This window comes from Mycobacterium sp. 852002-51971_SCH5477799-a, assembly GCF_001667145.1.
Lineage (GTDB): Bacteria > Actinomycetota > Actinomycetes > Mycobacteriales > Mycobacteriaceae > Mycobacterium.
In genome coordinates, this window is the sequence record NZ_LZIF01000075.1 from 19,998 (window position 1) to 44,935 (window position 24,938).

Here is a 24,938-nt window from a genome sequence, read left to right on the forward strand (position 1 = left end):
GCTGCTGTGGTGCCTGTTGGTACGGCGACTGCTGCAGCGGCGCCTGCTGGGTGGGCAGCTGTTGCGGTGTCTGCTGGTACGGCGACTGCTGCAACGGTGCCTGTTGGGTCGGCAGCTGCTGCGGTGTCTGCTGGGCGGGCAGCTGCTGCGGTGTCTGCTGGGCGGGCAGCTGTTGCGGCGCTTGCTGCAGCGGCGCCTGCTGCGCCGGCGTGGAAACACCGAGAACCCGGACCATGTAGGGCGTCATGCCGTTGGCGCGCACCGGCGAGACCTGCACGACGTCGCCGACCTCGAGCATCTGGTTGTTGCCCAGGTACATCGCGACGCTCTGCGTGCCCTCGGGGCCGTAGAAGATCAGGTCACCCTTGCGGGCCTGCTGCGGCACGATCTTCTGGCCGACCCGGTAGATCGCGCCCGACGAGCGCGGCAGCTTGATGCCGGCGCCGGCGTAGGCGTACTGCATCAGCCCGGAAGCGTCGAAGCCGACGGTGTTGATGCCGGTGCCGGTGCCGCGGGTGGGCCCGTTGATGCCGCCACCGGCCCAGGAGAACGGCACACCGCGCTGCGACAGACCGCGGGCGACCACCACGTCAGTGGCCTGCTGGTAGTCCATCGACCTGGCGCCCGGGTCGGCGGTCGCGATGGTGGGAACCACCATCGGCGCCCCGAGCAGGGCCAAGCCGATCGCGAAGGCGTAGATGCGTTTCATTTTTTTCGTGGCCTCTCAGGCGCTCAATGGCCTCGGCGCGGTGACTTCGCGCGTCCGCCCCCGGTTCATGAACCAAGCGAGGCCCCGACGCTGGGGCCGGACACGGTCCATGACACTTGCGAAGTGAATCAGCGGTCAGGCCGCTCGATTCACATCAGTCACACAAGCCACTTTGACAACAGATTGTGTTGGCCGCCAGACCCACGCGGGATTTTTTGTCGTACCGTGACCGGAAGGTGACTGGGGCGCCCAATCCCAAATGCGCAGTTGTGATTTCGGTCTCAGTCGGCTACAGATTCGTACGTCCGCGGGAGGCCGGCAGCGGGGTGATCAGAGCCAGTAGCGTTCGCTGAACATCGTCAGCAGCGATCCGGCTATCGAGCTGACCATCACCAGCGCCAGCGACAGCACCGGCCAAAAGGACATGTACCAGCCCTTCAGCAGGGAAACGACCGGCCCGATGACCGCCGCGGTCATGGCCGCACCGATGCCACCCCACACCACCGGGTGGATGTACAGGTCGAGCCCATAGGGAACCGGCCCGCAGGTCTCGTCCTCGCACACATTCGCCAGGAAGCCGAAAAGCCTCGTCGGCCAGGTCGTCGCCGTGGCGAGCACCGCGAGCAGGACCAGCAATGCGACGGTGCAGACGATGTCCCAGGGCGCCACCCGCACGCGAAGCACGCGGAGCGCTTCGTCGTCGTAGTCCAGCAGCGGGTAGTGGGTGTCCCGGGACCAGCCGGGCCCCGGCGCGGGCCCGGCCTCGGCTCCGGGCGCTGCGCTGTCGGGCGGCTGCGGCGTGGCCATGATGTCCCATGCTTCCCGACGTCTGAATATTGCGCGAATCGGCTGCTTTACCCTCGATCACTATGCCCGCGGCGAAGGCCGGGATGACGCCCGATCAGATCAGCGCGATCGACGCCGCGCACCTGTGGCATCCCTACAGCACCATCGGCGCCGAATCCGTCGCGCCCGTGGTGGCGGTCGGCGCCCGCGGCTCCTGGCTCACCCTGATCCGCGACGGCACGCCCGTCGAGGCGCTCGACGCCATGAGCTCGTGGTGGACCGCGATCCACGGGCACGGCCACCCGGTGCTGGATGCCGCCATTACGGCCCAGCTCGGCGCGATGAACCACGTCATGTTCGGCGGGCTGACCCACGAACCCGCGGCGCGCCTGGCCCAGCTGCTGGTGGACATCACCCCGGCGGGACTGGAAACGGTGTTCTTCAGCGACTCCGGATCGGTGTCGGTGGAGGTGGCGGTCAAGATGGCGCTGCAGTACTGGCGCAGCCGTGACCGGCCCGGCAAGCACCGGCTGATGACCTGGCGCGGCGGCTACCACGGCGACACATTCACGCCGATGAGCGTCTGTGACCCCGACGGCGGCATGCATTCGCTGTGGACCGACATCCTGGCCAAACAGGTGTTCGCACCGCAGGTGCCGCGGCACTACAACGCCGGCTACAGCGCGGCGTTCGAGGAGCAACTGGTCCGGCACGCCGCCGAGCTGGCCGCCGTCGTCGTCGAGCCCGTCGTGCAGGGCGCCGGCGGCATGCGCTTCCACGACCCGCGATACCTGCGCGACCTGCGCGACATCTGCCGACGGCACGACGTACTGCTGATTTTCGACGAGATCGCCACCGGCTTCGGGCGCACCGGCGAGCTGTTCGCCGCCGACCACGCCGGCGTGAGCCCGGACATCATGTGCGTCGGCAAGGCGTTGACCGGGGGATATCTGACCCTGGCCGCCACCCTGTGCACTGCCGAGATCGCCCATACCATCAGCGGCGGCGAGGCCGGAGCGCTGATGCACGGCCCCACCTTCATGGCGAACGCGCTGGCCTGCGCGGTGTCGGTGGCCAGCGTCGAGGTGCTGCTCGGGCAGGACTGGCGGGCGCGGGTCGGCGAGGTCGGCGCCGGGCTGGCGGCCGGACTCGAGCCTGCCCGGGCGCTGCCCGGCGTGAGCGACGTGCGAGTGCGCGGCGCCATCGGCGTCATCGAATGCGAGCGGCCGGTCGACCTGGCCGTCGCCACCCCCACGGCGCTGGACAGCGGCGTCTGGCTGCGGCCGTTCCGCAACCTGATCTACGCCATGCCGCCCTACATCTGCACGCCCGACGAGATCGCCCAGATCACCTCGGCGATGGTCGAGGTCGCGCGCCTCGTAGGCTGAGCCACGATGAAGGCACCGATCGAGGTCTCCCCGCTGGCCTGGCTGGGGGCGGTGGAACGGCAGCGCCGCGAGGCCGGGCTGCGCCGCTCACTGCGGCCGCGTCCCGCCGTCGCCACCGAGCTGGACCTGGCCTCCAACGACTACCTCGGGCTCTCGCAGCACCCCGATGTGATCGACGGCGGCGTCGCCGCGCTGCGCATGTGGGGCGCCGGTGCCACCGGGTCCCGGCTGGTCACCGGCGACACCGAACTGCACCAGCAGTTCGAGTCCGAGCTAGCCGACTACGTGGGCGCGGAATCGGGGCTGCTGTTCTCCTCCGGGTACGCGGCCAACCTGGGCGCCGTCGTCGGCTTGTCGGGCCGGGGTTCGCTGCTGGTCTCCGATGAGTATTCGCACGCGTCGTTGGTGGACGCCTGCCGTCTGTCGCGGGCGCGGGTGGCGGTGACGCCGCACCGCGACGTCGGCGCCGTGGCGGCCGCGCTGCAGGCGCGCGACGAGGAGCGCGCCGTCGTCATCACCGAGTCGGTGTTCAGTACCGACGGCGCGCTGGCGCCGCTGCGCGAATTGCACGAGGTGTGCCGCGCGCACCGCGCCCTGCTCATCGTCGACGAGGCGCACGGTCTGGGTGTGCGCGGCGCCGGGCGCGGGCTGCTGCACGAGGCGGGCCTGGCCGGGGCCCCCGACGTGGTCATGACCACCACGCTGTCCAAGGCGCTGGGCAGTCAGGGCGGCGCGGTGCTGGGGCCGGCGTCGGTGCGCGCCCATCTCATCGACGCCGCGCGCACGTTCATCTTCGACACCGGCCTGGCCCCGGCGGCGGTGGGCGCCGCGCGGGCCGCGCTGGGCGTGCTGCGGTCGCAGCCCTGGCGCCCCGCCGCGGTGTTGCGCCACGCGGCCATGCTGGCTGAAGCGTGCGGGGTGGCCGAGGTGCCGCAGTCCGCGGTGGTGTCGGTGATCCTGGGTGACCCGGACGTGGCGGTGGCCGCCGCGACCGCCTGCCTGGATGCCGGCGTGCGGGTGGGCTGCTTCCGGCCACCGACCGTGCCCGCGGGGACGTCGCGGCTCCGGCTGACCGCGCGCGCGTCCCTGGATGACGCCGAGCTGGAGGTCGCGCGCCGGGTGCTGACCGATGTGCTCGCCACGCTGGGCTGAGGCGCGCCGGTGACGGTTCTGGTCGTCACCGGCACCGACACCGGGGTCGGCAAGACGGTGGCAACGGCGGCGCTGGCCTGTCACGCCCGTCAGGCGGGCCTCGACGTGGCGGTGTGCAAACCGGTCCAGACCGGCACCGACGCCGGCGACGATGACCTCGCCGAGGTGGCCCGGCTGTCCGGGGTGAGCCAGCTGGCGGGGTTCGGCCGGTACCCGCTGCCGCTGGCGCCGGTGGCCGCCGCCGAGGCGGCCGGGATGCCGTTGCCCACCCGCGAGCAGCTGCTGACGCTCATCGGGGAGCTGGACCGGCCGGGGCGGCTGACATTGGTCGAGGGCGCGGGGGGACTGCTGGTCGAACTCGGCGAAAACGGTGTCACCGCACGCGATCTCGCCGTCGCGCTGGGCGCCGCGGTGTTGGTCGTGGTCAGCCCGTCGCTGGGCACCTTGAACCACACCGCGCTGACCCTGGAATCGATTGCCGCACAGGGTCTTTCGTGTGCAGGCCTGGTCATAGGCAGCTGGCCACGCGGGCCCGGGGTGGTCGAGACGACGAACCGGTCCGCGCTGGCCCGGCTGGCCGCGGTGCGCGCCGCGTTGCCGGAAGGGGCGGCATCGCTGGACAGCGCCGAGTTCGCGACGCTGTGCGCCAAGGCGTTCGACCGCGACTGGGTCACCTCCCTGGTGGCCTGATGGTCCACTCCATCGAGCTGGTCTTCGACCGCGACACCGAGGTGGCGATCCAGCACATCTGGGAAGCGTTGGCCGCGGCGGGAATTCCCAGTCAGGCGCCCGCCAGTCGGCCGCACGTGACGCTGGCGGTGGCCGAATGCATCGCGCCCAACGTCGACGAGCCGCTGAGCCCGGTGAGCGCGCGGCTGCCGCTGCGCTGCCTCATTGGTGCGCCGGTGTTATTCGGCCGCACCAGTACGGTTTTCGCGCGGCTGGTGGTGCCGACCGCCGAGCTGTTGGCCCTGCACGCCCAGGTGCACCGGGTGTGCGGTCCGCACGTCAAGCCCGGTCCGATGCCCAACAGCCTGCCCGGTCAGTGGACCGCGCACGTCACCCTGGCGCGCCGCGTGGGCGGCGCCCAACTCGGTCGGGCATTGCGCATCGCGGGCCGGCCACCTCAAATCGACGGCAGCTTCGCGGGTTTGCGGCGCTGGGACGGCAACCGGAAGGTCGAGCACCTGCTCGGTGGCTAGGCGTCCGCCAGCGCCGGCGCGGTGGCCGCCTGCACTCGGGCGCGCCGCTCGTCGATGGCGCGGCCCAGCTCTTGTAACAGCAGCGGCTTGTCCATGACCAGCTCGACGAGGTGATCGCGATCGATCTCCAGCGCGGTCACTTCGCCGACGGCCTGCGCATCGGCCAGGTTGGGTTGTCGGGTCAGCGCGGTCACACCGAGGAACGAGCCCTCGTCCAGCCCACCGACCACGACCACCGTCCCGTCGGTGGCGGTCGCGGTCATCCGCACGGCGCCCTCGAGCAGAAACGTCATCTTGGCGGGAACGCGGCCGGCATGCTCGACGATCTCATTCGCCCCGTAGCGAACGACTTTCGCGTGCGACACGACTGCCTGCTGATCCGGTTGGCTGAGCCGCAGCGCCGGTGCCACCACGGTCCGCACCGCCCTCTCGATGCGCTCGGTCGTCGAGATGTCGTCCTCGGCGCCGTCGAGGTGCAGACCCTCGCGCCGCGCCGCGTACCAGAGCCAACGCAAAAACGTGGCCTGCGCGGCAGAGTCGTCGGCGGGCGACGTCAGTCCGACGGTGACCCGATACTCGGCACCTCCGGTGGGCACCGACATTGCCGCCGCGTTGGGCCTGCGCTGCGGCAGCGCGTTGGCGATCCGTTCCAAGAGCGCACACACCCGATCCGGCGGGTCGATCTCGGAAAACGTTGCGGTGATCGCCAATTGGTGGGCGCCGGGTGGGCGGCTGAGATTGGTGAACGACGTGGTGGCCAGCACCGAGTTCGGGGTGATCTGAAGCCCGTGGCCGGATTCGATGTGCACGGACCGCCAGTTCGCCTCCACGATCCGGCCGCGGGCCGACGGGGTATCCAGCCAGTCGCCGATCCGAAAGGGCTGCTCGAACAACATGAACAGGCCCGACACGATCTGGCCGACCGAATTCTGCAGCATCAGGCCGATGACCACCGAGGTCACCCCCAGCGCGGTGAACAGACCGCCGACCCGTACGCCCCAGACGTAGGAGAAGATGACCGCCAGTCCTACCCCGATCAGCACGAATCGGGTCACGTCGAGGAAGATGCCCGGGATCCGCTGGCGCCAGGACCCCTGCGGCGCACCTTCGAAAACCGTTGCGTTGAGCCCGGACAGCAGCAGCACCAGCACCACGAAACCGAACACCGTCGCGAGCACCCGAACCGATGTGAACTGGGCCGGCATTCGCGCCACATTCACCAGCAGCACCAGCAGGGCCCCAAGCGGAATGAGGTAACTGCGCAGCAGCAGGACGGGCTGCGCCAGCGGACTCGCCTTGCGCACCAGGCTCTGGTGCCATTCGGTCAGGGCGATCAGCAGCAGGGGCAGGCCGAACACCACACCGGCTGCCCAATAAAGCGACGACGAGTCGAAGGTATTCACTATTCCTTCCCTTCCGACAGCTTCCAGATCTGCTGCTCGGTCCCGCCGACGGTGATGGTGCCCGCCGGGGTGAATCGGCGGATGTCGCGCATCACCTCGTAAACCTTTGCGGTGACAAAGATCCCGGGTTGCGTTGTGCTGCTGCGTGTCTGGTGGGCCAGGTTCACGGCCGCACCCCACATGTCGTAGACGATGCTGGATCGCCCGACCAATCCGCTGATCACGTTGCCGGTGTTGATGCCGGCGCGCAGCGCCAGGTGATAACCCGTCCTGCTGTTGAAGCGCGCGATGATGTCTTGCATCTCGATGGCGAATTCGACGGTGCGGTGGATGCTGTCCAGACGGGGGAAGTTCAGGCCGCAGCTGGCGAGGTATCCGTGGTGCAGTGTGCGGATCGGCTCGATGCCAAGGGACTCCGCCGCCGAATCGAGTTCCCGGATCAGCTCGTCGACGATGCCCACCAGTTCGCGGCCGGAGAGTTCGCCGGAGATGTCGTCGAGGCCGACGATGTCGGCGAAGATGACGGTGACGTCCTGGTGCTCCTGGGCGATGGTTTGTTCGCCGTCACGATAACGCCGCGCCACCGGTTCGGGCATCAACGAAGCGAGCAGCCGGTCGTTCTCTCTGCGCTGCTCGGTCAGCAGTTCCTCTTTGATCTGCAGGTTGCGGCTCATATCGTTGAAAGCGGCCATGAGTTCACCGATTTCATCGCGTGAGGTGACCGGGATCGCGACGTCGTAGTTGCCGGCGGCGATCTCGCGCGCCCCGGCCTGCAACCGGCGAATGGGCCGCACGAAGATCTGGGCGACCAGCAGCGCCACCACGCAGATGACGAAAACCATTGCCGTAGTGGTCAATATCAGCGTCTGGGTCAGTGACGCCACCCGGGCGTTGGCCTCCGAGGTTTCCCGGGTCGCCACGATCGACCAGTGCAGGTCGGAATTCGGCAGGGACAGCGGGGCGTAGGACGCGAGCTCGCGCTGGCCCAGATAGCCGGTGTCGGTCACTGTTCCGGTCTCGCCGCGTTGCGCGGCGCGCACGGCCGCGGTGGCCACGGGCTGGACCAGCGTGGTGCCGCCCCACCTGATCGCGGTGTCGACGGTCTCGCGGCGAGCGCCGGCGGCCAGCGCCTCACGCCGGTATCGCTGCGGGTCTTCGGAGAACAGCCGGGAATCGGAGCGCATGAGGTTGTCCGGCCCCGCGAGATAGGTCTCGGCGGTCTGGCCCATACCCGCGGCGCGCCACTGCTTGTCGGCGGTCATGATCCGATTCACCTTCGCGATCGGCAGCGGCAGCGCCAGCACCCCGGCCGGTCTGCCCGGCGGCCCGACGGGTGCGACCAACCACGCGATGGGCTGACCAAGCTGAGGCTGATACGGCTGAAAATCGGTGATCCAAACGAAATTCACCGAGTTCGCGGCCATCGCCTTCTCGTAGGCGCCGCGCAGATTGGACTGCCGATACGGGCCGGTGAGCACGTTGGTGCCCAACGAGGCGCTTTTGCGCACGGTGTAGACCACGTTGCCGCGGGTGTCCAGCAGCAGCGCGTCGCGGTATTCGAAGCGGGTGGCGATCTCGCGGAAGTAGTCGTTGAAGCGGGCATTGGCGGCCGACCAGGCGCTGCCGTCGCCGGCGTCGTCGGGCGCGGATCCATTCGGAGTCCCATGTGCCGCAACGGTGTAGTGCGCCTGCAGATACCGCTGTGAGTTATTGGTCGGCAGCAGAGCATCCAGAGCCAGCTTGTTTCCGGTGTCGCGCTCCAGCGGTTTTATCAGCCGCTCGTTGTAGAAGTCCACCAGCGCCCGCTGCTGTCCGGGGTCGACCGGTGCATTGGCCAGCTGGTCGAAGCCGGCCGTGAAGGCCTGCACCGCATCCAGCGCGGTGGAACCCCGGCTGTAGACGACCAGCGAGTCCGACAGGTCGGAGAACAGCGTCTCGATCGCGCGTTTCTGTGCCTCCCGCAACTGCGTCATGCGCTCGGAAGCCGCGGGCAGCAGCGCATTGCGCGCCGCGACATACTCGACCGTTCCGATCACGCCCAGCGAGGCCAGGCTGGACACCAGCAGCATCAGCATCACCTTGGACTGAATGCTGATCCACGACAGCGCCCGCGGGCGGCGCCTTTTCCGGGCCGGGGCCTGTTCCACGCCCCGACGCCTACCCCCCGAAGAGCAAATACAAACCGGTGAACGTGTAGCCGACCATCACCAGCATCATCGTCAGCTGCCCGGTGAGCTGATGGCCGGCGGGCAGCAGCCGCAGCGCTTTGTCGTGTGCCGCGATGACCGCGACGATGTGCCCGGTGACCACACACGTCACCTTGACCGCGGCCAGCACCGGAGGGTGCATCGACAACACGTAGGCCACATGCAGATGCGCCAGGCCCAGCAGATTCCACCCGTGGCCGAAGGGGTCGGCGAGCGCGAACAGCGCCTGCTGTCCACGCTCCACCAGGTAGGACAAATAGTGCGCGAAGATGTAGCCCACCACGATCGGGATCAGCGAATGCGCCATCTCGCCGGGCAATTCGCGGCGCTGCTCTGCGGTGACCCCGCCGGCGGCGCGCGCCGCGAGTGAAAACGTCACCGCCACAACGCAAATGAAAACTAGCAGTCCCACTGTGCGCAGCGCCCACGACGCCAGGGTCGGGGGTGCCCCGAATTCCCGGGTGAGCTGGTCGGAGAAGCCGCGCCACGTCGGCGACGACGAGAAACTGTCGAACGCCGTCGAGCCGAGCAGCACCGCCAGCAGCACCACGACCCCCGGCCGCACCGGCAGCGACGGCAGATGGTCGAGCGGATTGCCGATGACGATCTTTGCGGTCTCCCGGTTGCGCCGAAACGGCGACAGCCGGGAGACGGCCATGCTGTAAACGCCGAACGGGTCGGCGCGCGCCAGCCAGCGCTGCCCGCACAGCCACGCGCCGACCAGCATGAGCACGCCGTAGCAGGCTATCCACGTCATGACCCAGGGCAGCGACGCTGAGTTGGGGCTGGCCAGCTCCATCCAGACGAAGGCGAACAGGCCGACCGCGGCGGGCCGATAGCCCCAGCTTTCGGGGTAGGACAGCCGTGGCCGGCCGAGCCGCTCCGGGGCGACGCGCCGCAGCAGCAGGTACACCGTGCGCATCGGCGAAATCACCCGCCACACCGGTCCGATGACTAACGACAGCGCGACGATCCCGACCCAGAGCAGCACGTAGAACGCGCCGAGCAGCGCGTTGGACTCCGATTCGGGACCCCATACCCCGGCGGCCACCGCCCACGCCGCGAACGCCAGGGCCACCGCGGCCGCCAACCACCGCGTCACGCGCGAGTCGACAAACGTCGTCAGCGCCGTCGGCAAGGGCCGTCCCGGCTTGCGCGGATCGAACCGCGGTCGGCGCCACGCGAACGCCACCAGGGCGAAGGTGAAGGTCAGTGCCCAGGCCGCCCCGACCATCGCGTAGGCGTAGGGCACCGGGAGGTCACCCGACCCACCGAGACCGTGCGCGAGCACCACCGCCGCGGCGGCGGAGCTCACGACTGGACTTGGATGGTTGCGATGGTGCGGTCCAGATGGTGCAGCTCCACCGCGACGTTGCCGGGAACATCGACGGCAAAACCGAACGTCTGGTTGGGCGCGGCCGCGACCTGGAACTTATGGTCGGGCGTCGAATGCACGTGTAACTCGTCGGTGGCGTCGCTGGTCACGCGCAGCGTGATCTGCTGATGCACCTTGGCCTGCAGCGTGGCGTTGGTCGGAGTGACCTGCCCGTTGGCGATGGTCACGTCGATCGTCAGCGGTGCGGTCGCGGATTTACCGGCGGAGCCGCCGCCGCAGCCGACCAAGCCGCCGACGAGCGCCACCGCGCACGCCGCTACCAGAGTGCTCCGAAGGGACATCGCCCTACGCCGCCCGCGGAATCGGCCGCTTGTCTTCCACCGGTTCGGGCTCGGCAATAGAGTTGTTGAGCCGGCCGGCCCCCCAGGTCAGGCCGGCGATCACCATGAGGGTCAGGAACAGCACCACGATCCCGCCCGCGGTGAACAACCAGGCCGGTGCGCTTTGGTCGCGTTCGCGCTGCAGGATGGTGACTTCCAGGACGAACGGCCGCGTGCTCGATGCCAGCGCGGGGACTTCGGGGGCCGGAATGGCGGCGTCCGCAGGTTCCCAGATCGGCACGGCCGTCATGGTGCGGCCGTCCTGGACGCGCAGCAGAGTCTTCCATTCGCCCCACACCGGAACCGGCGGGGTTGAGCGGTAGTGCCCCGGCCCGACCTTGGCGAGCCGGTCGATGAGCAGACCGCGGTCGTTATTCATGCGCCCCTGCCAGGACAGGATCGTCAGCCAGTCCGGATTGTCGCTGACCATGTCGGGAGGTAGCAGTTGGACGTCGGCCGAGACCATCCGCTGTCCCGGCGCGCTGGGCAGATCGGTCAACGTGATGGTCGCGTTGTTCTGGCCGGGCACCACGATGTGCAAGCCGTTGGCCACCGCGCCGCCGATCACCAGCACGGTCGCCACAACCACCGAGATGCCGACGGCGCGCCCCGGGAGGCGCTGTCCGGTGAGCACCATGCCGAACATGGCGCCGCACATGCCCATCAGGATCGCTACCGGGACGGCCATGGTCAGGGCCTCGCCCCACATGCTGATCGGCCAGGGGTAGTGGTACACCGCCCCGATCCACAGCGACTCCAGCCAGAGCCCGACGGTGCCCACGCCCAGCCCGGCGACGGCGCCAAACACGATGGGGCGCTTGAAAAGCGGGGTCAGCGCGACCAACTCGACGACCAGAGCGGGGCCGAGATACAGCGGGAACCAGTTGATCGGGGCCCCCAATATCGGCCCGACGAGCAAGGCGACCCCGCCACGAAGGGCGATGGCGAAGAGGGCCGCGATCACGGCCGCACCCCGTCCCATCGTGGTGCGGGCGGCGACCGCCGCGAGGGCCGCAGCGGCGGCGATCAGCATCGGTTGGAACACCAGGCGGAATTGCGGGACACCGAAATCGAATTCGATCTGATAGACCGACAAGCCGATGAACAACCCGCCGAACGACAGGTAGCGCAAGAAGGTAATGAAGACGCCGTGGTAAACGCCCTCGCCTTCTTCGGCCTCACCTTCGCGTTCGAGCATCAGCACCGCGAACAGCGAGAAGCAGGCGCCGCCGATCATCATTAAATGCGTTGGCCCCCAAAGGGTTACGTCTTGGCCGAAGATGCGGTGCCAGATGTCGTCGAGCGGGAACCCGATCATCGCGTACAGCCCACAACCGGCCATCAGCACCCCGCCCACCGGTGCGTACCAGTTTTGCGTGATGCGCACCGCCGCAGGGCCGGGCTTGTCGTACGGCAGCACGACCGCCGTCATCCCACCCAGGAAGATGCCGAACAGTCCGATGATGATGAAGTAGTGCGCCGGGTTGGCCAACGGCCCGGGGTCGCGGCCGTTGCCGATGTGCCAGCTGACGTCCCAGATGAAGCCGAACAACGCGCAGATGATGGACGTGGTGAACACCAAGACGGGCAGGGCAACCCAGCCGGGCCGGTGAAATTTGTCGCCGACCTTGTCCGCGACGCGGGTCAACCAATGAATGCGACGGGTGCGATGGGCATGGCCCACCCACAGCAACAGCAAGGTGATGACCAGCGCCGCGATCGATAGCCCGATCACCTGATTGAGCCCCGCGCCACGAGCCGGTGCCTCAGCAATAATTGTCAGTTCATTCGACCGCATCGTCATGCCTCCCAACCGCGCCGGGCTGCCCCGGAGGATCCGATTCCGTCAACCGCTTTATTACTGTCAAGTAGGTACGTGATTGTTTGTTTAATGCCCCGATGCAGGGCTCGTCAATCACGCTTTGTGTCGGGCGTGTCGGAAGGGGAGGCGTCGGTTGGCGAACGCGTGGCGTTGCGGGCCTCGCGCCGGTCGCGCAATGCGATGTACAAGATCACTCCCACCACGATCACCGCAGGCAGGAACGCCGGCGCCGCCAACAGCAGGTAGTGGTGCGCCAGGATTTCGACGTGCGGAGTCACCAAGGTCGTATACCCATAGGTAGGTCGAGTACTTCGGCCGCTACCCTACTTTGAACACTTTTCATTCGGGCTGCCATCAACACGTGGCGGTGTGTCCCCACGCGCGGGCACGAAAAAGAGGCAGGGGAGTACCTGGTGACGCAAGCGGCGACTCGACCGACGGCCGAAACCGGCAACGACGAGGACATCTTGGCGCTGGCCCGGCAGCAGGTGCTGGAGGACGGCCAAGGACTGAGCCGGGACCAGGTGCTGCGGGTGCTGCGGCTGCCCGACGACCGGCTCGACGAACTGCTGGCACTGGCCCACGAGGTGCGGATGCGCTGGTGTGGCCCCGAGGTCGAGGTTGAGGGCATCATCAGCCTGAAGACCGGCGGCTGCCCGGAGGACTGCCACTTCTGCTCGCAGTCGGGCCTGTTCGCGTCGCCGGTGCGCAGCGCGCGGCTGGACATTCCCAGCCTGGTTGAGGCGGCCAAACAGACCGCCAAGTCCGGAGCCACCGAATTCTGCATCGTGGCGGCGGTGCGCGGTCCCGACGAGCGGCTGTTGGCCCAGGTCGCGGCCGGTATCGAAGCGATCCGCAACGAAGTCGAGATCAACATTGCCTGCTCGCTGGGGATGTTGACGGCCGACCAGGTCGAACAGCTCTCCACGATGGGCGTGCACCGCTACAACCACAACCTCGAGACCGCCCGCTCCTACTTCACCAACGTCGTGACCACGCATAGCTGGGAGGAGCGTTGGGAAACGTTGTCGATGGTCCGCGACGCCGGCATGGAGGTCTGTTGCGGCGGCATCCTCGGCATGGGTGAGACCCTCGAGCAGCGCGCGGAATTCGCCGCCGAGCTCGCGGAACTCGGCCCCGACGAGGTGCCGCTGAACTTTCTCAACCCGCGTCCCGGAACCCCGTTCGGCGACCTCGAGGTCATGCCGGCGAGCGAGGCGCTGAAGTCGGTGGCCGCGTTCCGCCTGGCGCTGCCGCGCACCATGCTGCGCTTCGCTGGGGGCCGCGAGATCACGCTGGGGGATCTGGGTGCCAAGCAGGGCATCCTGGGCGGCATCAATGCCGTGATCGTGGGCAACTACCTGACCACGCTGGGGCGTCCCGCCGAATCCGACCTGGAATTGCTGGACGATCTGCAGATGCCCCTCAAGGGGCTCAACGCCAGCTTGTAGGCCGGCTGACGCGGCTAGGGTTGGAAACTTGTGGTTGGCGATCTGGGCGCTGCGGTCAGCGCGGGCGTCTACAACGTCTACACCGGGGAATTAGGGGGCACCTCAGTGCCGACAGCGGCGCAGTTGGGCCTGGAGCCTCCTCGATTTTGCGCGGCGTGTGGGCGCCGGATGGTGGTGCAGGTTCGCCCCGACGGCTGGCGGGCGCGCTGCTCGCGGCACGGTGAGGTCGATTCCGGCGATCTGGAGACGCAGCGGTGATCGAGCCGGCCAAGTCGGAGGCCGTGGATGTCGCCGTGTCCGCCGCCGTTTCCGCCCGGACGCGAACGCGCGCACTTTTGGTCGTGCTCCTCGGGCCGGTGGTCGCCGGTGTGGTGATCGGCGCGGTGTGGGCGTGGATCGCCCCGGCAATCCACGCCGTCGTGGCGCTCACCCGCTCGGGTGAGCGCGTCCACGACTATCTGGGCAACGAGTCCGAGCAGTTCTTCGTCGCGCCGGCCATGATGCTGGGGCTGTTGACCGTGCTGGCGGCGGTGGCCTCGGTCGGGGCGTGGCAGTGGCGCGAGCACCGTGGGCCGGAGATGGTGATCGCGCTGTCGAGCGGCATGGTGGCAGCGGCGGCCGCGGCCTCGGCGGTGGGGGCCGGGCTGGTCCGGCTGAGCTACGGTGCCCTGAACTTCGACGCGGTACCGCTGACGCAAAGCCCGTCGGTGGCGTACGTCGTGCAGGCGCCGCCGGTGTTCTTCTCGGACGGCCCGCTGCAGATCGCGGTGACCCTGGCGTGGCCGGCCGGTATCGCGGCCCTGATCTACGCCGTGCGTGCGGCCGCGGACGCCCGCGACGACTTGGGTGCGCTGCCGCCGCAGCCTAGGCCTTCCGAAGCGCTGCCGGTGGGCGGCGGAGACGCCGCGGAAGCGCCCATGTCATAGCGGGCGACGGCCGATCTTGCGGCCCGTGACGACTTTTGCCGCGATCTTCATCAGCCGGGCCATTCCGACGTAGGTCATCGGGTTGAACATCGTCGGCCACGTGGTCCGGATCAGGTGTTCGGTCAGCGGGCGCTTTTCGAACCGATCCGTCAGCCAGCGCAGGGCCATCGGCGCCGATAGCGGGTGCAGCATCATGTGCTCGTTGAAGGCGTCGCGGTGGTAGGTGACGTGCGCGCCGCCGGCCGAATAGGCATCGGCAAGCACGTCGATGTCGTTCACGTCGATCAGGTAGTCGTGCACCGCCTGCACAATCAGCACCGGCGGTGTCGGTACCGCGGCACCCAACTTGATGTGATCGAAGACGTAGGTGACTTCCGGGGTGGACAGGATCTGCTCGAGCGGTTCGTCGAGGTAGTCGCCCATGTTCTTGCCGGCCATTCGCACCACGGCTTCCACCGTCGTCATCTTCTCCAGCGAGTCGAGCAGGGCGCGCCCCTCCTCGTTGGTGTGCTCCCGGATCACCCGGTCCAGTTCGGGGTAGATGTGCGCGAGGGCGGCCACCACCAGGGCGGGAAGCCCGGACAGAAAGCTGCCGTTGAGCCGGCGGAAGGTGTTACCGAGGTCGCCGACGGGAGAGCCCAGCACCGCCCCGACGATGTCCAGTTCGGGCGCGTACTCGGCGCACATCTCGGCAGCCCAGGCACTGGCCAGTCCGCCACCGGAGTATCCCCACAGCCCGACGGGGGCCGAGGAGGACAGGTTCAGGCGCTCCGAGCTCCGCGCGGCCCGGATGCCGTCCAGGACGCGGTAGCCGGGTTCATACGGCGCACCCCACAGGCCGCGCAGGCCTTCGTGGTCGGGCACCGAGACGGCCCACCCCTCGGCGACGGCGGCGGTGATCAGGAAAAGCTCGAACTGGCCGATCGCTCCCAACGCCTTCGCCCTGCGGCGCAGCGCGTAGGAGGGAAAACAGCGCGACGAGACGGCGTCGATCGCGCATTGGTACGACAGCAGCGGACACGACTGACCCGGCGCGAGGTCGGCGGGGACGATCACCGTCGTGCCGGTGGCCTCCGGCTCGCCGTTCATGTCCATGGTCCGGTAGAGCAGCTGGACGGCCTTCATCGGTTGCGGGATCAGCCCGAGGAACGCCAGCTCGACGTCGCGCGAGCGCAGCACGGTGCCGGGCGCGGCGTGCTGGAAGCCCAGCGGCGGTTGGTAGAACGGGTCGTCCGAGGGCAGCAGCGGACGCACCTTGTGCTGCAGGTCCTCGTGCGGCGGGCGGGCGATCCATTCCGCGCCGTGCGTGCCTGCCAGGTTGCCGAGCTCAGCCATTGAGGCTCCCTTCGTGGCCACCCGGCATTCTCGCGCACGAACAGCAGGTAACCAAAACGTAATCGCCGCATTGTGGGCGACTTCTCGGCACAGTGGCCAGGTCAGAGCGCGACTCAAGTCGAATTGCCCTCGCGTCGCCCGACGACGCATTCCCACCAGCCTAGCCCGGCAGTCCCGGCGGCTTGAGCGCGGCGAATTCGTCGGTCACCCGCAGCGCCGCGTCGGTGAACCGATACAGCGCCGCCGGGCGTCCGCCGCTGCGCCCGGATTGAGCGATGGTGCCGGTCGCCGTGATCACCCCGCGCCGGCCCAGCACTCGCTGCAGGTTTGTCGCGTCGACCTGATAGCCCAGGGCGGCGCCGTAGATGTCGCGCAGCGTCGAGAGCGCGAATTCCCTTGGTGCCAAAGCGAAGCCGATGTTGGTATAGGACAGCTTGGCGATCAGCCGGGTGCGGGCGTTGTCCACCATCTGACCGTGGTCGAAGGCCATCGGCGGTAGGGCGTTGACCGGATGCCAGCGGGTGTCCGGCGGCAGCTCGGGGCTGGCGGGAGAGGGCACCAACCCCAGGAAGGTCGACGCGATCACCCGGGTGTCCGGCACTCGGTGCGGGTCGGAGAAGACCGCGAGCTGTTCCAGGTGCGCCAGCTCTTTGAGGTCGACCTTCTCGGCCAGTTGCCGCCGAACGGAGGTGATCATGTCCTCGTCATCGCGCAGCTGCCCGCCCGGCAGTGACCACTTGTCCTGTTGCGGCTCCCTGGCGCGCTGCCATAACAGCACGTTCAGCTGCGGTTTCGCGGTGTGGCGTCCCCTCGTAATCTGTTCGGTCACTCCGCGAACCTGGAACACGACCGCGAGCACTTCGTGGGCGGTGCTACCATGGGCCATGTTTTCGATTATAAGTCGAAAACCTCCTGCGCCGAAAGGAGCCGCCATGACGGTTGTCAATCGCATGGACTCGCTCGCCGAAAGCATGGTTGCCGACATCACGAATTCATCCACCGGGTACGCCGGTGTGGCCGGTGATGAGCAATGGGCCGCCGAGGTTCGCCGCCTGGCCAAACTGCGCGGCGCCACCGTACTGGCGCACAACTACCAGCTGCCCGAGATCCAGGACGTCGCCGATCACGTGGGCGACTCGTTGGCGCTCTCGCGGATCGCCGCCGAGGCGCCCGAGGACACCATCGTGTTCTGCGGTGTGCACTTCATGGCCGAGACCGCCAAGATCCTGAGCCCCGACAAGACGGTGCTCATCCCGGATCAGCGCGCCGGGTGCTCGCTGGCGGACTCGATCACCGCCGACGAACTGCGCGCCTGGAAGGACGAACACCCCGGAGCGGTCGTCGTTTCCTACGTCAACACCACCGCGGCAGTCAAAGCGCTCACCGACGTCTGCTGCACCTCGTCAAATGCCGTCGAGGTCGTCGAGTCCATCGACCCGGACCGCGAGGTGCTGTTCTGCCCGGATCAATTCCTCGGCGCCCACGTACGTCGGATGACCGGCCGCGAGAACCTGCATGTGTGGGCGGGCGAGTGTCACGTGCACGCCGGGATCAACGGCGACGAACTCAATGACCAGGCCCGCGCCAATCCCGATGCCGAGCTTTTTGTGCACCCCGAATGTGGTTGCGCCACTTCGGCGCTGTATCTCGCGGGCGAGGGCGCCTTCCCGTCGGACCGGGTGAAGATCCTTTCCACCGGCGGCATGCTGGAGGCCGCCAATCAGACCAACGCGCGCAAGGTGCTGGTGGCCACCGAGGTCGGCATGCTGTACCAATTGCGCCGGGCCGCACCGCAAGTCGACTTCCGCGCGGTCAACGACCGGGCGTCCTGCAAGTTCATGAAGATGATCACCCCGGCCGCGCTGCTGCGCTGCCTCGTCGAGGGGGCCGACGAAGTCGATGTCGCCCCCGATATCGCCGCCGCCGGGCGGCGCAGCGTGCAGCGGATGATCGAAATCGGGCAGCCGGGCGGTGGCGAATGACCGCCCACCCCCAGTGGACGCACAGCGCCGATGTCGTCGTCATCGGCACCGGCGTCGCTGGACTGGCCGCCGCGCTGGCTGCCCATCGCGCCGGGCGCAGCGTCGTGGTGCTGAGCAAGGCCGAGGCGGCTCGCGGGGCGACCGCTACGCATTACGCGCAGGGTGGCATCGCCGTCGTGCTGCCCGACAATGACGACTCGGTGGAAGCCCATGTCGCCGACACCGTGGTCGCGGGCGCGGGGTTGTGCGATCCCGAGGCGGTCTATTCGATCGTCGCCGACGGATACGCGGCGGTGGCCGAATTGGTCGGCGACGGAGCACGATTCGATGAATCGGCGCCCGGCAAGTGGGCGCTGACCCGCGAGGGTGGACACTCCAGGCGCCGCATCGTCCATGCCGGCGGCGACGCCACCGGCGCCGAAGTGCAGCGCGCCCTCGACCATGCCGCGCGGATGCTGGACATCCGCACCGGCAATGTCGCGCTGCGGATCCTGCGCGACGACGCCGCGGTGACCGGGGTCCTGGTCGGCACCCCGAACGGGTGCGGAATCATCAGCGCGCCTTCGGTGATCCTGGCCTCCGGCGGCCTCGGGCACCTGTACGGCGCAACCACCAACCCCGAGGGCTCCACCGGCGATGGACTCGCGCTGGGCTTGTGGGCCGGTGTCGCGGTCAGCGATCTCGAGTTCATCCAGTTTCACCCCACAATGCTCTTCGTCTGCGGCGCCGCCGCTGGCCGGCGTCCGCTGGTCACCGAGGCCATCCGTGGTGAGGGGGCGAAACTAATTGACTCTCAAGGTGATTCGGTGACCGCCGGTGTTCATCCGATGGGAGATCTGGCACCCCGCGACGTCGTCGCCGCGGCCATCGACGCCCGGTTGAAGGCCACCGGCGACGCCTGCGTTTACCTCGATGCCCGCCACATCGGCGACTTCGCCAACCGGTTCCCGACGGTGACGGCCGCCTGCCGGGCCGCCGGCATCGATCCCGTCCGGCAACCCATTCCGGTCGTCCCCGGGGCGCACTACAGCTGTGGCGGCATCGTCACCGATGTGTACGGCCAAACCGAGCTGCCCGGGCTGTTCGCCGCGGGCGAGGTGGCACGCACCGGACTGCACGGAGCCAACCGGCTGGCGTCCAACAGCCTGCTCGAGGGTTTGGTGGTCGGCGGGCGGGCCGGCAAATCGGCGGCCGCGCATGCCGCTACGACCGGGCGCGTGCACGCCGCCGCGCCCGAGCCAGTCGTGCACACCGCGCCCGAACGCGACGAACTGCAGCGCGCGATGAGCCGCGACGCTTCGGTGGTGCGCGACGCCGCTGGGCTGACCCGGCTGTCCACCGCGCTGTCGGAGGCGCAGATCCGCCGGGTGTCCGGCCGTCGCGACTTCGAGGATGTCGCGCTGGCTGTCGCCGCCCGCGCGGTTACCGCCGCCGCCCTGGCCCGCACCGAGAGCCGGGGCTGTCACCATCGCGCGGAATACCCGCAGACCGCATCCGAGCTGGGACGCAGCAACGTGCTGCGCCTGGCCGACGACCAGGACGCCGTGCTGGTGGAGGCGTTGGCGGCGGTCGTATGACCACGATGTCCGACTGCGAAGTGACCGCGGCGCGCGAAATCATCAAGCTCGGCCTGGCCGAGGACCTGCGTTATGGCCCCGATGTCACCACCCTGGCGACGGTGCCCGCCGAAACGATTGCGACCGCGGCCATGGTGCCTCGCGAGCCGGGCGTGATCGCCGGCATCGACATCGCTTTGCTGGTGCTCGACGAGGTCCTCGGTGCTCGCGGCTACGAGGTGATCGACCGCGTCGAAGACGGGGCCCACTTGGAGCCGGGTCAGCCGGCGCTGACGCTGCAAGCCGAAGCCCGTGGCCTGCTGACCGCCGAGCGGACCATGCTCAACCTGATCTGCCACCTGTCCGGAATCGCCACCACGACGGCGCACTGGGTGGACGCGGTGCAGGGCACGAAGGCGAAGGTGCGCGATACCCGCAAGACCCTGCCCGGCCTGCGCGCCTTGCAGAAATACGCGGTCCGGGTCGGTGGCGGCGTGAACCACCGGCTGGGGCTCGGCGACGCGGCCCTGATCAAGGACAACCACGTGGTGGCCGCGGGCTCGGTGGTCGACGCGCTGCGTGCTGTGCGCGACGCGGCACCGGATCTGCCTTGCGAGGTAGAAGTGGATTCACTCGAGCAGCTGGACGAGGTCCTGCCCGAAAAGCCCGAGCTGGTCCTGCTGGACAACTTCCCGGTGTGGCAGACGCAGATGGCGGTGCAGCGCCGCGACGCGCGCGCACCGGCCGTGCTGCTCGAATCGTCGGGCGGCCTCAGCCTGGAGAATGCGGCCGCCTACGCCGCGACCGGGGTGGATTATCTGGCCGTCGGCGCCCTGACCCATTCAGTGCGGGCGCTCGACATCGGCCTCGATATGTAGCCGGCGCTTTCGGGCGCGTCGAGTGTGCATCGTGGGCGCCCCGTTCGTCGCGGCTTTGTCGCCGCCCTGAGCGCACACTCAACGCCGTCAACGCACACTGCACGCCGAGGCGGCGGCCGAAAAGCCTCAGGCGATGTCGGCGACGAATACCCCGATCCGGCGCAGCTGCATGCGTGCCATGCCCGGCAGGCCATCCCCGTCCGAGCCGGCCGGCAGGATCCGCGGGTTGATCAGGTGCACCGTTCGATTGCGGCTGAATTCGACGTCCGCCTGGCCGGCGGCCAGCACATTCTTCACCCAGTTCGTCTTGCCGTGGCCCAGCGCGATCGCCAGGGTGTTGCCCTTGCGATAGGGCGTGACGATCGTCTCGTACGCCTTGCCCGAGGTTCGGCCGCGATGCTTGATCGTCGCTGTCCCGGGCAGGAAGCGGGCGATCGGCTTGAGCGCCGGATTGAAGTATTTGATCTGGAAACGCTCAAACCAGGGCGGGAAGACCATCGGGACGCCTGGGGCATTGTTGGGGTGATCCTTGGCGGGCATGGCGGCTCCCTGAGTCGGCAACGCGGGGTATGGCCTCGATACCGGCACTGTACCGGTCGGATATCGACTTGAGTTCCTCTGGGACAATGGACACCGTGAGCACCGTCCAGCCGTCGCCGATGGCCCGCATCGACCTGCGGGGCGCGGAGTTGACCTCTGCCCGGTTGCGGGCGGCGCTGCCCCGCGGCGGCGCCGACGTGGAGACGGTGCTGCCCAAGGTCCGGCCGATCGTGCAGGCCGTCGCCGACCGCGGCGCCGACGCCGCCTTGGAGTTCGGCGCCACCTTCGACGGGGTCCGCCCCCCGGCCGTCCGGGTGCCCGATGCCGCGCTCGAGGAGGCCCTGGCCGAGTTGGCCGCCGGCGTGGCCGACGCGCTGCGGGTGATGATCGAACGCACCCGCGCGGTGCACGCCGACCAGCGTCGCACCGACGTCACGACCACCCTTGGCCCTGGCGCGACCGTCACCGAGCGGTGGGTCCCGGTCGACCGGGTGGGGCTCTACGTGCCCGGCGGCAACGCCGTCTACCCCTCCAGCGTGGTGATGAACGTGGTGCCGGCCCAGGCCGCCGGCGTCGCCTCGCTGGTGGTCGCCAGCCCGCCGCAGGCCCAGTTCGACGGCCTGCCCCACCCGACGATCCTGGCCGCCGCCCGGCTGTTGGGGGTCGACGAGGTGTGGGCAGTGGGCGGCGCGCAGGCGGTCGCGCTGCTTGCCTACGGCGGCACCGACCTCGACGGCGCCGAGCTGGCGCCCGTCGACATGATCACCGGACCGGGCAACATCTACGTCACCGCCGCCAAGCGGCTGTGCCGGTCGCGCGTCGGGATCGATGCCGAAGCCGGCCCGACGGAGATCGCGATCCTGGCCGACCACACCGCCGATCCCGCGCACGTGGCCGCCGACCTGATCAGTCAGGCCGAGCACGACGAGATGGCGGGCAGCGTGCTGGTGACTCCCAGCGCGGACCTGGCCGACGCCACCGACGCCGAACTGACCACCCAGCTACAGACGACCGTGCACCGCGAACGGGTGACGGCGGCGCTCGGTGGACGCCAATCGGCCATCATCCTCGTCGACGACGTGGACGCCGGGGTAGAAGTCGTCAACGCCTATGCCGCCGAACACCTGGAGATCCAGACGGTCGACGCAGCCGCCGTCGCGGGCCGAATCCGTTCCGCCGGAGCAATTTTCGTCGGACCGTATGCGCCGGTGAGCCTGGGCGACTATTGCGCCGGATCCAATCACGTGCTGCCGACCTCCGGCAGCGCCCGGCATTCCAGCGGCCTGTCCGTGCAGACATTCCTGCGCGGCATCCACGTCGTCGACTACACCGAGGCGGCCTTGAAAGACGTGTCCGGTCATGTGATCGTGCTCGCCGAGGCCGAAGACCTGCCGTCACACGGTGAAGCGGTGCGGCGGAGGTTCGAGCGATGACGACCGAGAGGCCCACCCGCCAACCGACATTGGATGATCTGCCGCTGCGCGACGACCTGCGCGGCAAATCGCCTTACGGCGCACCGCAATTGGACGTCCCGGTGCGGCTGAACACCAATGAGAATCCGCACCCGCCCAGCAAGGCGCTCGTCGACGACGTGGTGCGCTCGCTGGGCGAGGTCGCCGCCGATTTGCACCGCTATCCCGACCGCGACGCGGTGTCCCTGCGCACCGACCTGGCCGCTTACCTGAGCGCCCAGACCGGCGTTCGGCTGGGGGTCGAAAACCTTTGGGCGGCAAATGGTTCCAATGAGGTCCTGCAACAGCTGCTGCAGGCGTTCGGGGGACCGGGGCGCACGGCCATCGGGTTCGTCCCGTCCTACTCGATGCACCCGATCATCTCCGACGGCACCCGCACCGAATGGCTGCAGGCCGCCCGCGCTGAAGACTTCAGTCTGGATGTCGACGCCGCCGTGGCGGCCATCACCGACCGCCGGCCCGATGTCGTGTTCGTCGCCAGCCCGAACAACCCGTCCGGGCAGAGTGTTTCGCTGCCGGACCTGCGCAGGCTGCTCGACGCGGTGCCCGGCATCCTGATCGTCGATGAGGCCTACGGTGAGTTCTCTTCGCAGCCCAGCGCGGTGGAACTGGTGGGGGAGAATCCGACCAAGCTCATCGTCTCGCGCACCATGAGCAAGGCGTTCGCGTTCGCCGGTGGCCGGCTTGGCTACCTGATCGCCACCCCGGCGGTGATCGACGCGATGCTGCTGGTGCGGTTGCCGTATCACCTGTCGGTGCTCACCCAGGCCGCCGCACGCGCCGCGCTGCGGCACGCCGAGGACACGCTGGGCAGTGTGGCGACGCTGATCGCCGAACGCGAACGTGTCTCAACCGCCCTGAGTGGCATGGGTTTTCGGGTGATTCCCAGCGACGCGAACTTCATGCTGTTCGGGGAGTTCGCGGACGCGCCGGCGACCTGGCAGCGCTACCTGGATGCCGGCGTGCTGATCCGCGACGTCGGAATCCCCGGCTACCTGCGCGCCACGACCGGCCTGGCGGACGAGAACGACACCTTCCTGCGCGCCAGCGCCCAGCTGGCCACCACCGAACTCGCCCCCAGCCCCGTAGGAGCACCGTGACAGCGACCGCTACCCGCCGTGCGCGCATCGAGCGCCGCACAAAGGAATCCGACATCGTCATCGAACTCGACCTCGACGGCACCGGCCAGGTCGACATCGACACCGGTGTGCCGTTCTACGACCACATGCTCACGGCCCTGGGCAGTCACGCCAGTTTCGACCTGACCGTGCGCACCAAGGGCGACATCGAAATCGAGGGACACCACACCATCGAGGACACCGCCATCGCGCTGGGCCAGGCGCTCAACCAGGCCCTGGGTGACAAGCGGGGCATCCGCCGGTTCGGCGACGCCTTCATCCCGATGGACGAGACGCTGGCCCACGCGGCGGTCGACGTGTCCGGCCGGCCCTACTGCGTGCACAGCGGAGAGCCGGATCACTTGCAGCACGCCACCATTGCCGGTAACTCGGTGCCCTATCACACCGTCATCAACCGGCACGTCTTCGAATCGCTGGCGATGAACGCGCGCATCGCGCTGCACGTGCGCGTCCTCTACGGGCGCGACCCGCACCACATCACCGAGGCGCAGTACAAGGCGGTTGCCCGTGCGCTGCGCCAGGCGGTGGAGTCCGACCCCCGGGTCTCGGATGTGCCGTCCACCAAAGGGGTTCTGTGACGGCACACAAGAAAGTAGTTGTCCTGGATTACGGCTCGGGCAACCTGCGGTCGGCTCAGCGCGCCCTCGAGCGGGTCGGTGCGTCGGTCGAGGTGACCGCCGACGCCGATGCGGCGGCCGCCGCCGACGGATTGGTGGTGCCGGGCGTGGGCGCCTATGAGGCCTGCATGACCGGGCTGCGCAACATCGGCGGCGAGCGCATCATCGCCGAGCGGGTCGCCGCCGGTCGCCCGGTGCTGGGCGTCTGCGTCGGCATGCAGATCCTGTTCGCCCGCGGCGTCGAATTCAGTGTGGAGACACAGGGCTGCGGTCAGTGGCCGGGATACGTCACGCGGCTGCAGGCGCCCGTCATCCCGCACATGGGCTGGAACGTCGTCGAATCCGGGCCAGGCACCGTGTTGTTCAAGGGGCTCGATGCCGACACCCGGTTCTACTTCGTGCACTCCTACGCCGCGCAGCAGTGGGAGGGTTCGCCCGATGCGGTGCTGACGTGGGCCGCCCACGAGGGCCCGTTTCTGGCGGCGGTCGAGGACGGGCCGCTGTCGGCCACCCAATTTCACCCGGAGAAGAGCGGGGACGCCGGCGCGGCCGTGTTGAGCAATTGGGTCCATGGGTTGTGAAGGGCCTCGCGAAAACGCTCTCTATTAAGCACAAGCCAGGGATGCACGTGACGCGTTGCTATCTCGGCACACAGGA

24 protein-coding genes and 1 pseudogene are annotated in these 24,938 nt (G+C 68.7%); 14 read left to right on the forward strand and 11 right to left on the reverse strand.

Annotated elements, in window-relative coordinates; genetic code table 11:
- Positions 1–64 precede the first annotated feature (64 nt).
- A pseudogene (ripD, locus tag A5753_RS08055) lies at positions 65–709 on the reverse strand (NlpC/P60 family peptidoglycan-binding protein RipD); the annotation flags it as partial.
- Positions 710–1,039: 330 nt separating this feature from the next.
- Entirely contained in the window at positions 1,040–1,516 is a 477-nt protein-coding gene (locus A5753_RS08060; RefSeq protein WP_067125530.1) for a hypothetical protein, read from the reverse strand.
- Between the two features lie 62 nt (positions 1,517–1,578).
- On the opposite strand from A5753_RS08060, the gene A5753_RS08065 reads away from it, so the two are divergent.
- Genes A5753_RS08065 through A5753_RS08080 form a run of 4 tightly spaced genes read left to right on the forward strand, consistent with a single transcriptional unit; the run spans position 1,579 to position 5,237 of the window.
- On the forward strand, positions 1,579–2,883 hold the full coding sequence (locus A5753_RS08065) for an adenosylmethionine--8-amino-7-oxononanoate transaminase (protein ID WP_067125533.1): 1,305 nt from the start codon (positions 1,579–1,581) through the stop codon (positions 2,881–2,883).
- A 6-nt stretch (positions 2,884–2,889) separates the two neighbouring features.
- On the forward strand, positions 2,890–4,035 hold the full coding sequence (locus A5753_RS08070) for an 8-amino-7-oxononanoate synthase (RefSeq protein ID WP_067125537.1): 1,146 nt from the start codon (positions 2,890–2,892) through the stop codon (positions 4,033–4,035).
- Positions 4,036–4,044: 9 nt separating this feature from the next.
- Positions 4,045–4,725 (forward strand): dethiobiotin synthase, encoded by a 681-nt coding sequence (gene bioD / locus A5753_RS08075; protein ID WP_067125540.1) that lies wholly within the window; start codon positions 4,045–4,047, stop codon positions 4,723–4,725.
- On the forward strand, positions 4,725–5,237 hold the full coding sequence (locus tag A5753_RS08080) for a 2'-5' RNA ligase family protein (protein ID WP_067125542.1): 513 nt from the start codon (positions 4,725–4,727) through the stop codon (positions 5,235–5,237). The genes bioD and A5753_RS08080 overlap by 1 nt, the downstream gene beginning before the upstream one ends.
- On the opposite strand, the gene A5753_RS08085 is transcribed toward A5753_RS08080, so the two are convergent.
- From A5753_RS08085 to A5753_RS08110, 6 genes are all read right to left on the reverse strand, one after another.
- Positions 5,234–6,640 carry a mechanosensitive ion channel domain-containing protein gene (locus A5753_RS08085; protein WP_067125545.1) on the reverse strand — a complete coding sequence of 469 codons (1,407 nt, stop codon included), beginning with the start codon at positions 6,638–6,640 and terminating at the stop codon, positions 5,234–5,236. The genes A5753_RS08080 and A5753_RS08085 overlap by 4 nt on opposite strands.
- Positions 6,640–8,715, reverse strand: a complete 2,076-nt coding sequence (locus A5753_RS08090; protein ID WP_231990042.1) for an adenylate/guanylate cyclase domain-containing protein — start codon at positions 8,713–8,715, stop codon at positions 6,640–6,642. The genes A5753_RS08085 and A5753_RS08090 overlap by 1 nt, the downstream gene beginning before the upstream one ends.
- 82 nt (positions 8,716–8,797) lie before the next feature.
- Positions 8,798–10,162, reverse strand: coding sequence for a hypothetical protein (locus tag A5753_RS08095; RefSeq protein ID WP_067125551.1), 1,365 nt, complete (start codon positions 10,160–10,162; stop codon positions 8,798–8,800).
- Positions 10,159–10,524, reverse strand: coding sequence for a hypothetical protein (locus tag A5753_RS08100; protein WP_067125554.1), 366 nt, complete (start codon positions 10,522–10,524; stop codon positions 10,159–10,161). The genes A5753_RS08095 and A5753_RS08100 overlap by 4 nt, the downstream gene beginning before the upstream one ends.
- A 4-nt stretch (positions 10,525–10,528) precedes the next feature.
- A complete protein-coding gene (locus A5753_RS08105) occupies positions 10,529–12,361 on the reverse strand; it encodes a hypothetical protein (RefSeq protein WP_067125930.1) in 1,833 nt (610 codons plus the stop codon).
- Between the two features lie 113 nt (positions 12,362–12,474).
- The gene (locus tag A5753_RS08110) at positions 12,475–12,666 is read right to left on the reverse strand and encodes a hypothetical protein (protein WP_067125557.1); all 192 of its coding nucleotides are present in this window, start codon (positions 12,664–12,666) and stop codon (positions 12,475–12,477) included.
- A 132-nt stretch (positions 12,667–12,798) separates the two neighbouring features.
- On the opposite strand from A5753_RS08110, the gene bioB reads away from it, so the two are divergent.
- From bioB to A5753_RS08125, 3 genes are read left to right on the forward strand one after another with little or no spacing between them, the layout of a single operon-like run.
- Entirely contained in the window at positions 12,799–13,836 is a 1,038-nt protein-coding gene (gene bioB / locus A5753_RS08115; RefSeq protein WP_067125560.1) for a biotin synthase BioB, read from the forward strand.
- A 30-nt stretch (positions 13,837–13,866) separates the two neighbouring features.
- The gene (locus A5753_RS08120) at positions 13,867–14,094 is read left to right on the forward strand and encodes a hypothetical protein (protein WP_064883538.1); all 228 of its coding nucleotides are present in this window, start codon (positions 13,867–13,869) and stop codon (positions 14,092–14,094) included.
- A 23-nt stretch (positions 14,095–14,117) separates the two neighbouring features.
- Positions 14,118–14,762, forward strand: a complete 645-nt coding sequence (locus A5753_RS08125) for a DUF2567 domain-containing protein (protein WP_067125934.1) — start codon at positions 14,118–14,120, stop codon at positions 14,760–14,762.
- Here A5753_RS08125 and A5753_RS08130 read toward each other — a convergent pair.
- Both A5753_RS08130 and A5753_RS08135 read right to left on the reverse strand, forming a co-directional pair.
- Positions 14,757–16,097 carry a lipase family protein gene (locus A5753_RS08130; protein WP_067125937.1) on the reverse strand — a complete coding sequence of 447 codons (1,341 nt, stop codon included), beginning with the start codon at positions 16,095–16,097 and terminating at the stop codon, positions 14,757–14,759. The two genes, A5753_RS08125 and A5753_RS08130, sit on opposite strands and share 6 nt — an antisense overlap.
- 160 nt (positions 16,098–16,257) lie before the next feature.
- Positions 16,258–16,983: an NUDIX domain-containing protein gene (locus tag A5753_RS08135; protein WP_067125563.1), complete on the reverse strand. Its 726-nt coding sequence runs from the start codon at positions 16,981–16,983 to the stop codon at positions 16,258–16,260.
- 46 nt (positions 16,984–17,029) lie between these two features.
- On the opposite strand from A5753_RS08135, the gene nadA reads away from it, so the two are divergent.
- From nadA to nadC, 3 genes are read left to right on the forward strand one after another with little or no spacing between them, the layout of a single operon-like run.
- Positions 17,030–18,079, forward strand: coding sequence for a quinolinate synthase NadA (gene nadA / locus A5753_RS08140; RefSeq protein WP_067125566.1), 1,050 nt, complete (start codon positions 17,030–17,032; stop codon positions 18,077–18,079).
- Positions 18,076–19,656, forward strand: a complete 1,581-nt coding sequence (locus A5753_RS08145; RefSeq protein ID WP_067125569.1) for an L-aspartate oxidase — start codon at positions 18,076–18,078, stop codon at positions 19,654–19,656. Before nadA ends, A5753_RS08145 begins: the two co-directional genes overlap by 4 nt.
- Entirely contained in the window at positions 19,653–20,513 is an 861-nt protein-coding gene (nadC, locus tag A5753_RS08150; RefSeq protein WP_067125572.1) for a carboxylating nicotinate-nucleotide diphosphorylase, read from the forward strand. The genes A5753_RS08145 and nadC overlap by 4 nt, the downstream gene beginning before the upstream one ends.
- A gap of 126 nt (positions 20,514–20,639) precedes the next feature.
- On the opposite strand, the gene A5753_RS08155 is transcribed toward nadC, so the two are convergent.
- Complete coding sequence (locus A5753_RS08155) at positions 20,640–21,053, reverse strand: nitroreductase family deazaflavin-dependent oxidoreductase (RefSeq protein WP_067125574.1); 414 nt, start codon at positions 21,051–21,053, stop codon at positions 20,640–20,642.
- 86 nt (positions 21,054–21,139) lie between these two features.
- On the opposite strand from A5753_RS08155, the gene hisD reads away from it, so the two are divergent.
- From hisD to hisH, 4 genes are read left to right on the forward strand one after another with little or no spacing between them, the layout of a single operon-like run.
- The gene (hisD, locus tag A5753_RS08160) at positions 21,140–22,486 is read left to right on the forward strand and encodes a histidinol dehydrogenase (protein WP_067125578.1); all 1,347 of its coding nucleotides are present in this window, start codon (positions 21,140–21,142) and stop codon (positions 22,484–22,486) included.
- A complete protein-coding gene (locus A5753_RS08165) occupies positions 22,483–23,625 on the forward strand; it encodes a histidinol-phosphate transaminase (protein ID WP_067125581.1) in 1,143 nt (380 codons plus the stop codon). Before hisD ends, A5753_RS08165 begins: the two co-directional genes overlap by 4 nt.
- Complete coding sequence (gene hisB / locus A5753_RS08170) at positions 23,622–24,242, forward strand: imidazoleglycerol-phosphate dehydratase HisB (RefSeq protein WP_067125584.1); 621 nt, start codon at positions 23,622–23,624, stop codon at positions 24,240–24,242. Before A5753_RS08165 ends, hisB begins: the two co-directional genes overlap by 4 nt.
- On the forward strand, positions 24,239–24,862 hold the full coding sequence (gene hisH / locus A5753_RS08175; RefSeq protein WP_067125587.1) for an imidazole glycerol phosphate synthase subunit HisH: 624 nt from the start codon (positions 24,239–24,241) through the stop codon (positions 24,860–24,862). The genes hisB and hisH overlap by 4 nt, the downstream gene beginning before the upstream one ends.
- Positions 24,863–24,938 lie beyond the last annotated feature (76 nt).

Coding starts and splice junctions, on each gene's coding strand:
- nadA (WP_067125566.1), top strand. CDS start 17,030: ATGACGGTTGTCAATCGCATGGACTCGCTCGCCGAAAGCATGGTTGCC.
- A5753_RS08155 (WP_067125574.1), bottom strand. CDS start 21,053: ATGCCCGCCAAGGATCACCCCAACAATGCCCCAGGCGTCCCGATGGTC.
- A5753_RS08130 (WP_067125937.1), bottom strand. CDS start 16,097: ATGGCTGAGCTCGGCAACCTGGCAGGCACGCACGGCGCGGAATGGATC.
- hisD (WP_067125578.1), top strand. CDS start 21,140: ATGGACACCGTGAGCACCGTCCAGCCGTCGCCGATGGCCCGCATCGAC.
- A5753_RS08105 (WP_067125930.1), bottom strand. CDS start 12,361: ATGCGGTCGAATGAACTGACAATTATTGCTGAGGCACCGGCTCGTGGC.
- A5753_RS08060 (WP_067125530.1), bottom strand. CDS start 1,516: ATGGCCACGCCGCAGCCGCCCGACAGCGCAGCGCCCGGAGCCGAGGCC.
- A5753_RS08135 (WP_067125563.1), bottom strand. CDS start 16,983: ATGGCCCATGGTAGCACCGCCCACGAAGTGCTCGCGGTCGTGTTCCAG.
- A5753_RS08080 (WP_067125542.1), top strand. CDS start 4,725: ATGGTCCACTCCATCGAGCTGGTCTTCGACCGCGACACCGAGGTGGCG.
- A5753_RS08165 (WP_067125581.1), top strand. CDS start 22,483: ATGACGACCGAGAGGCCCACCCGCCAACCGACATTGGATGATCTGCCG.
- A5753_RS08100 (WP_067125554.1), bottom strand. CDS start 10,524: ATGTCCCTTCGGAGCACTCTGGTAGCGGCGTGCGCGGTGGCGCTCGTC.
- A5753_RS08070 (WP_067125537.1), top strand. CDS start 2,890: ATGAAGGCACCGATCGAGGTCTCCCCGCTGGCCTGGCTGGGGGCGGTG.
- nadC (WP_067125572.1), top strand. CDS start 19,653: ATGACCACGATGTCCGACTGCGAAGTGACCGCGGCGCGCGAAATCATC.
- A5753_RS08145 (WP_067125569.1), top strand. CDS start 18,076: ATGACCGCCCACCCCCAGTGGACGCACAGCGCCGATGTCGTCGTCATC.
- A5753_RS08065 (WP_067125533.1), top strand. CDS start 1,579: ATGCCCGCGGCGAAGGCCGGGATGACGCCCGATCAGATCAGCGCGATC.
- A5753_RS08090 (WP_231990042.1), bottom strand. CDS start 8,715: ATGCTGATGCTGCTGGTGTCCAGCCTGGCCTCGCTGGGCGTGATCGGA.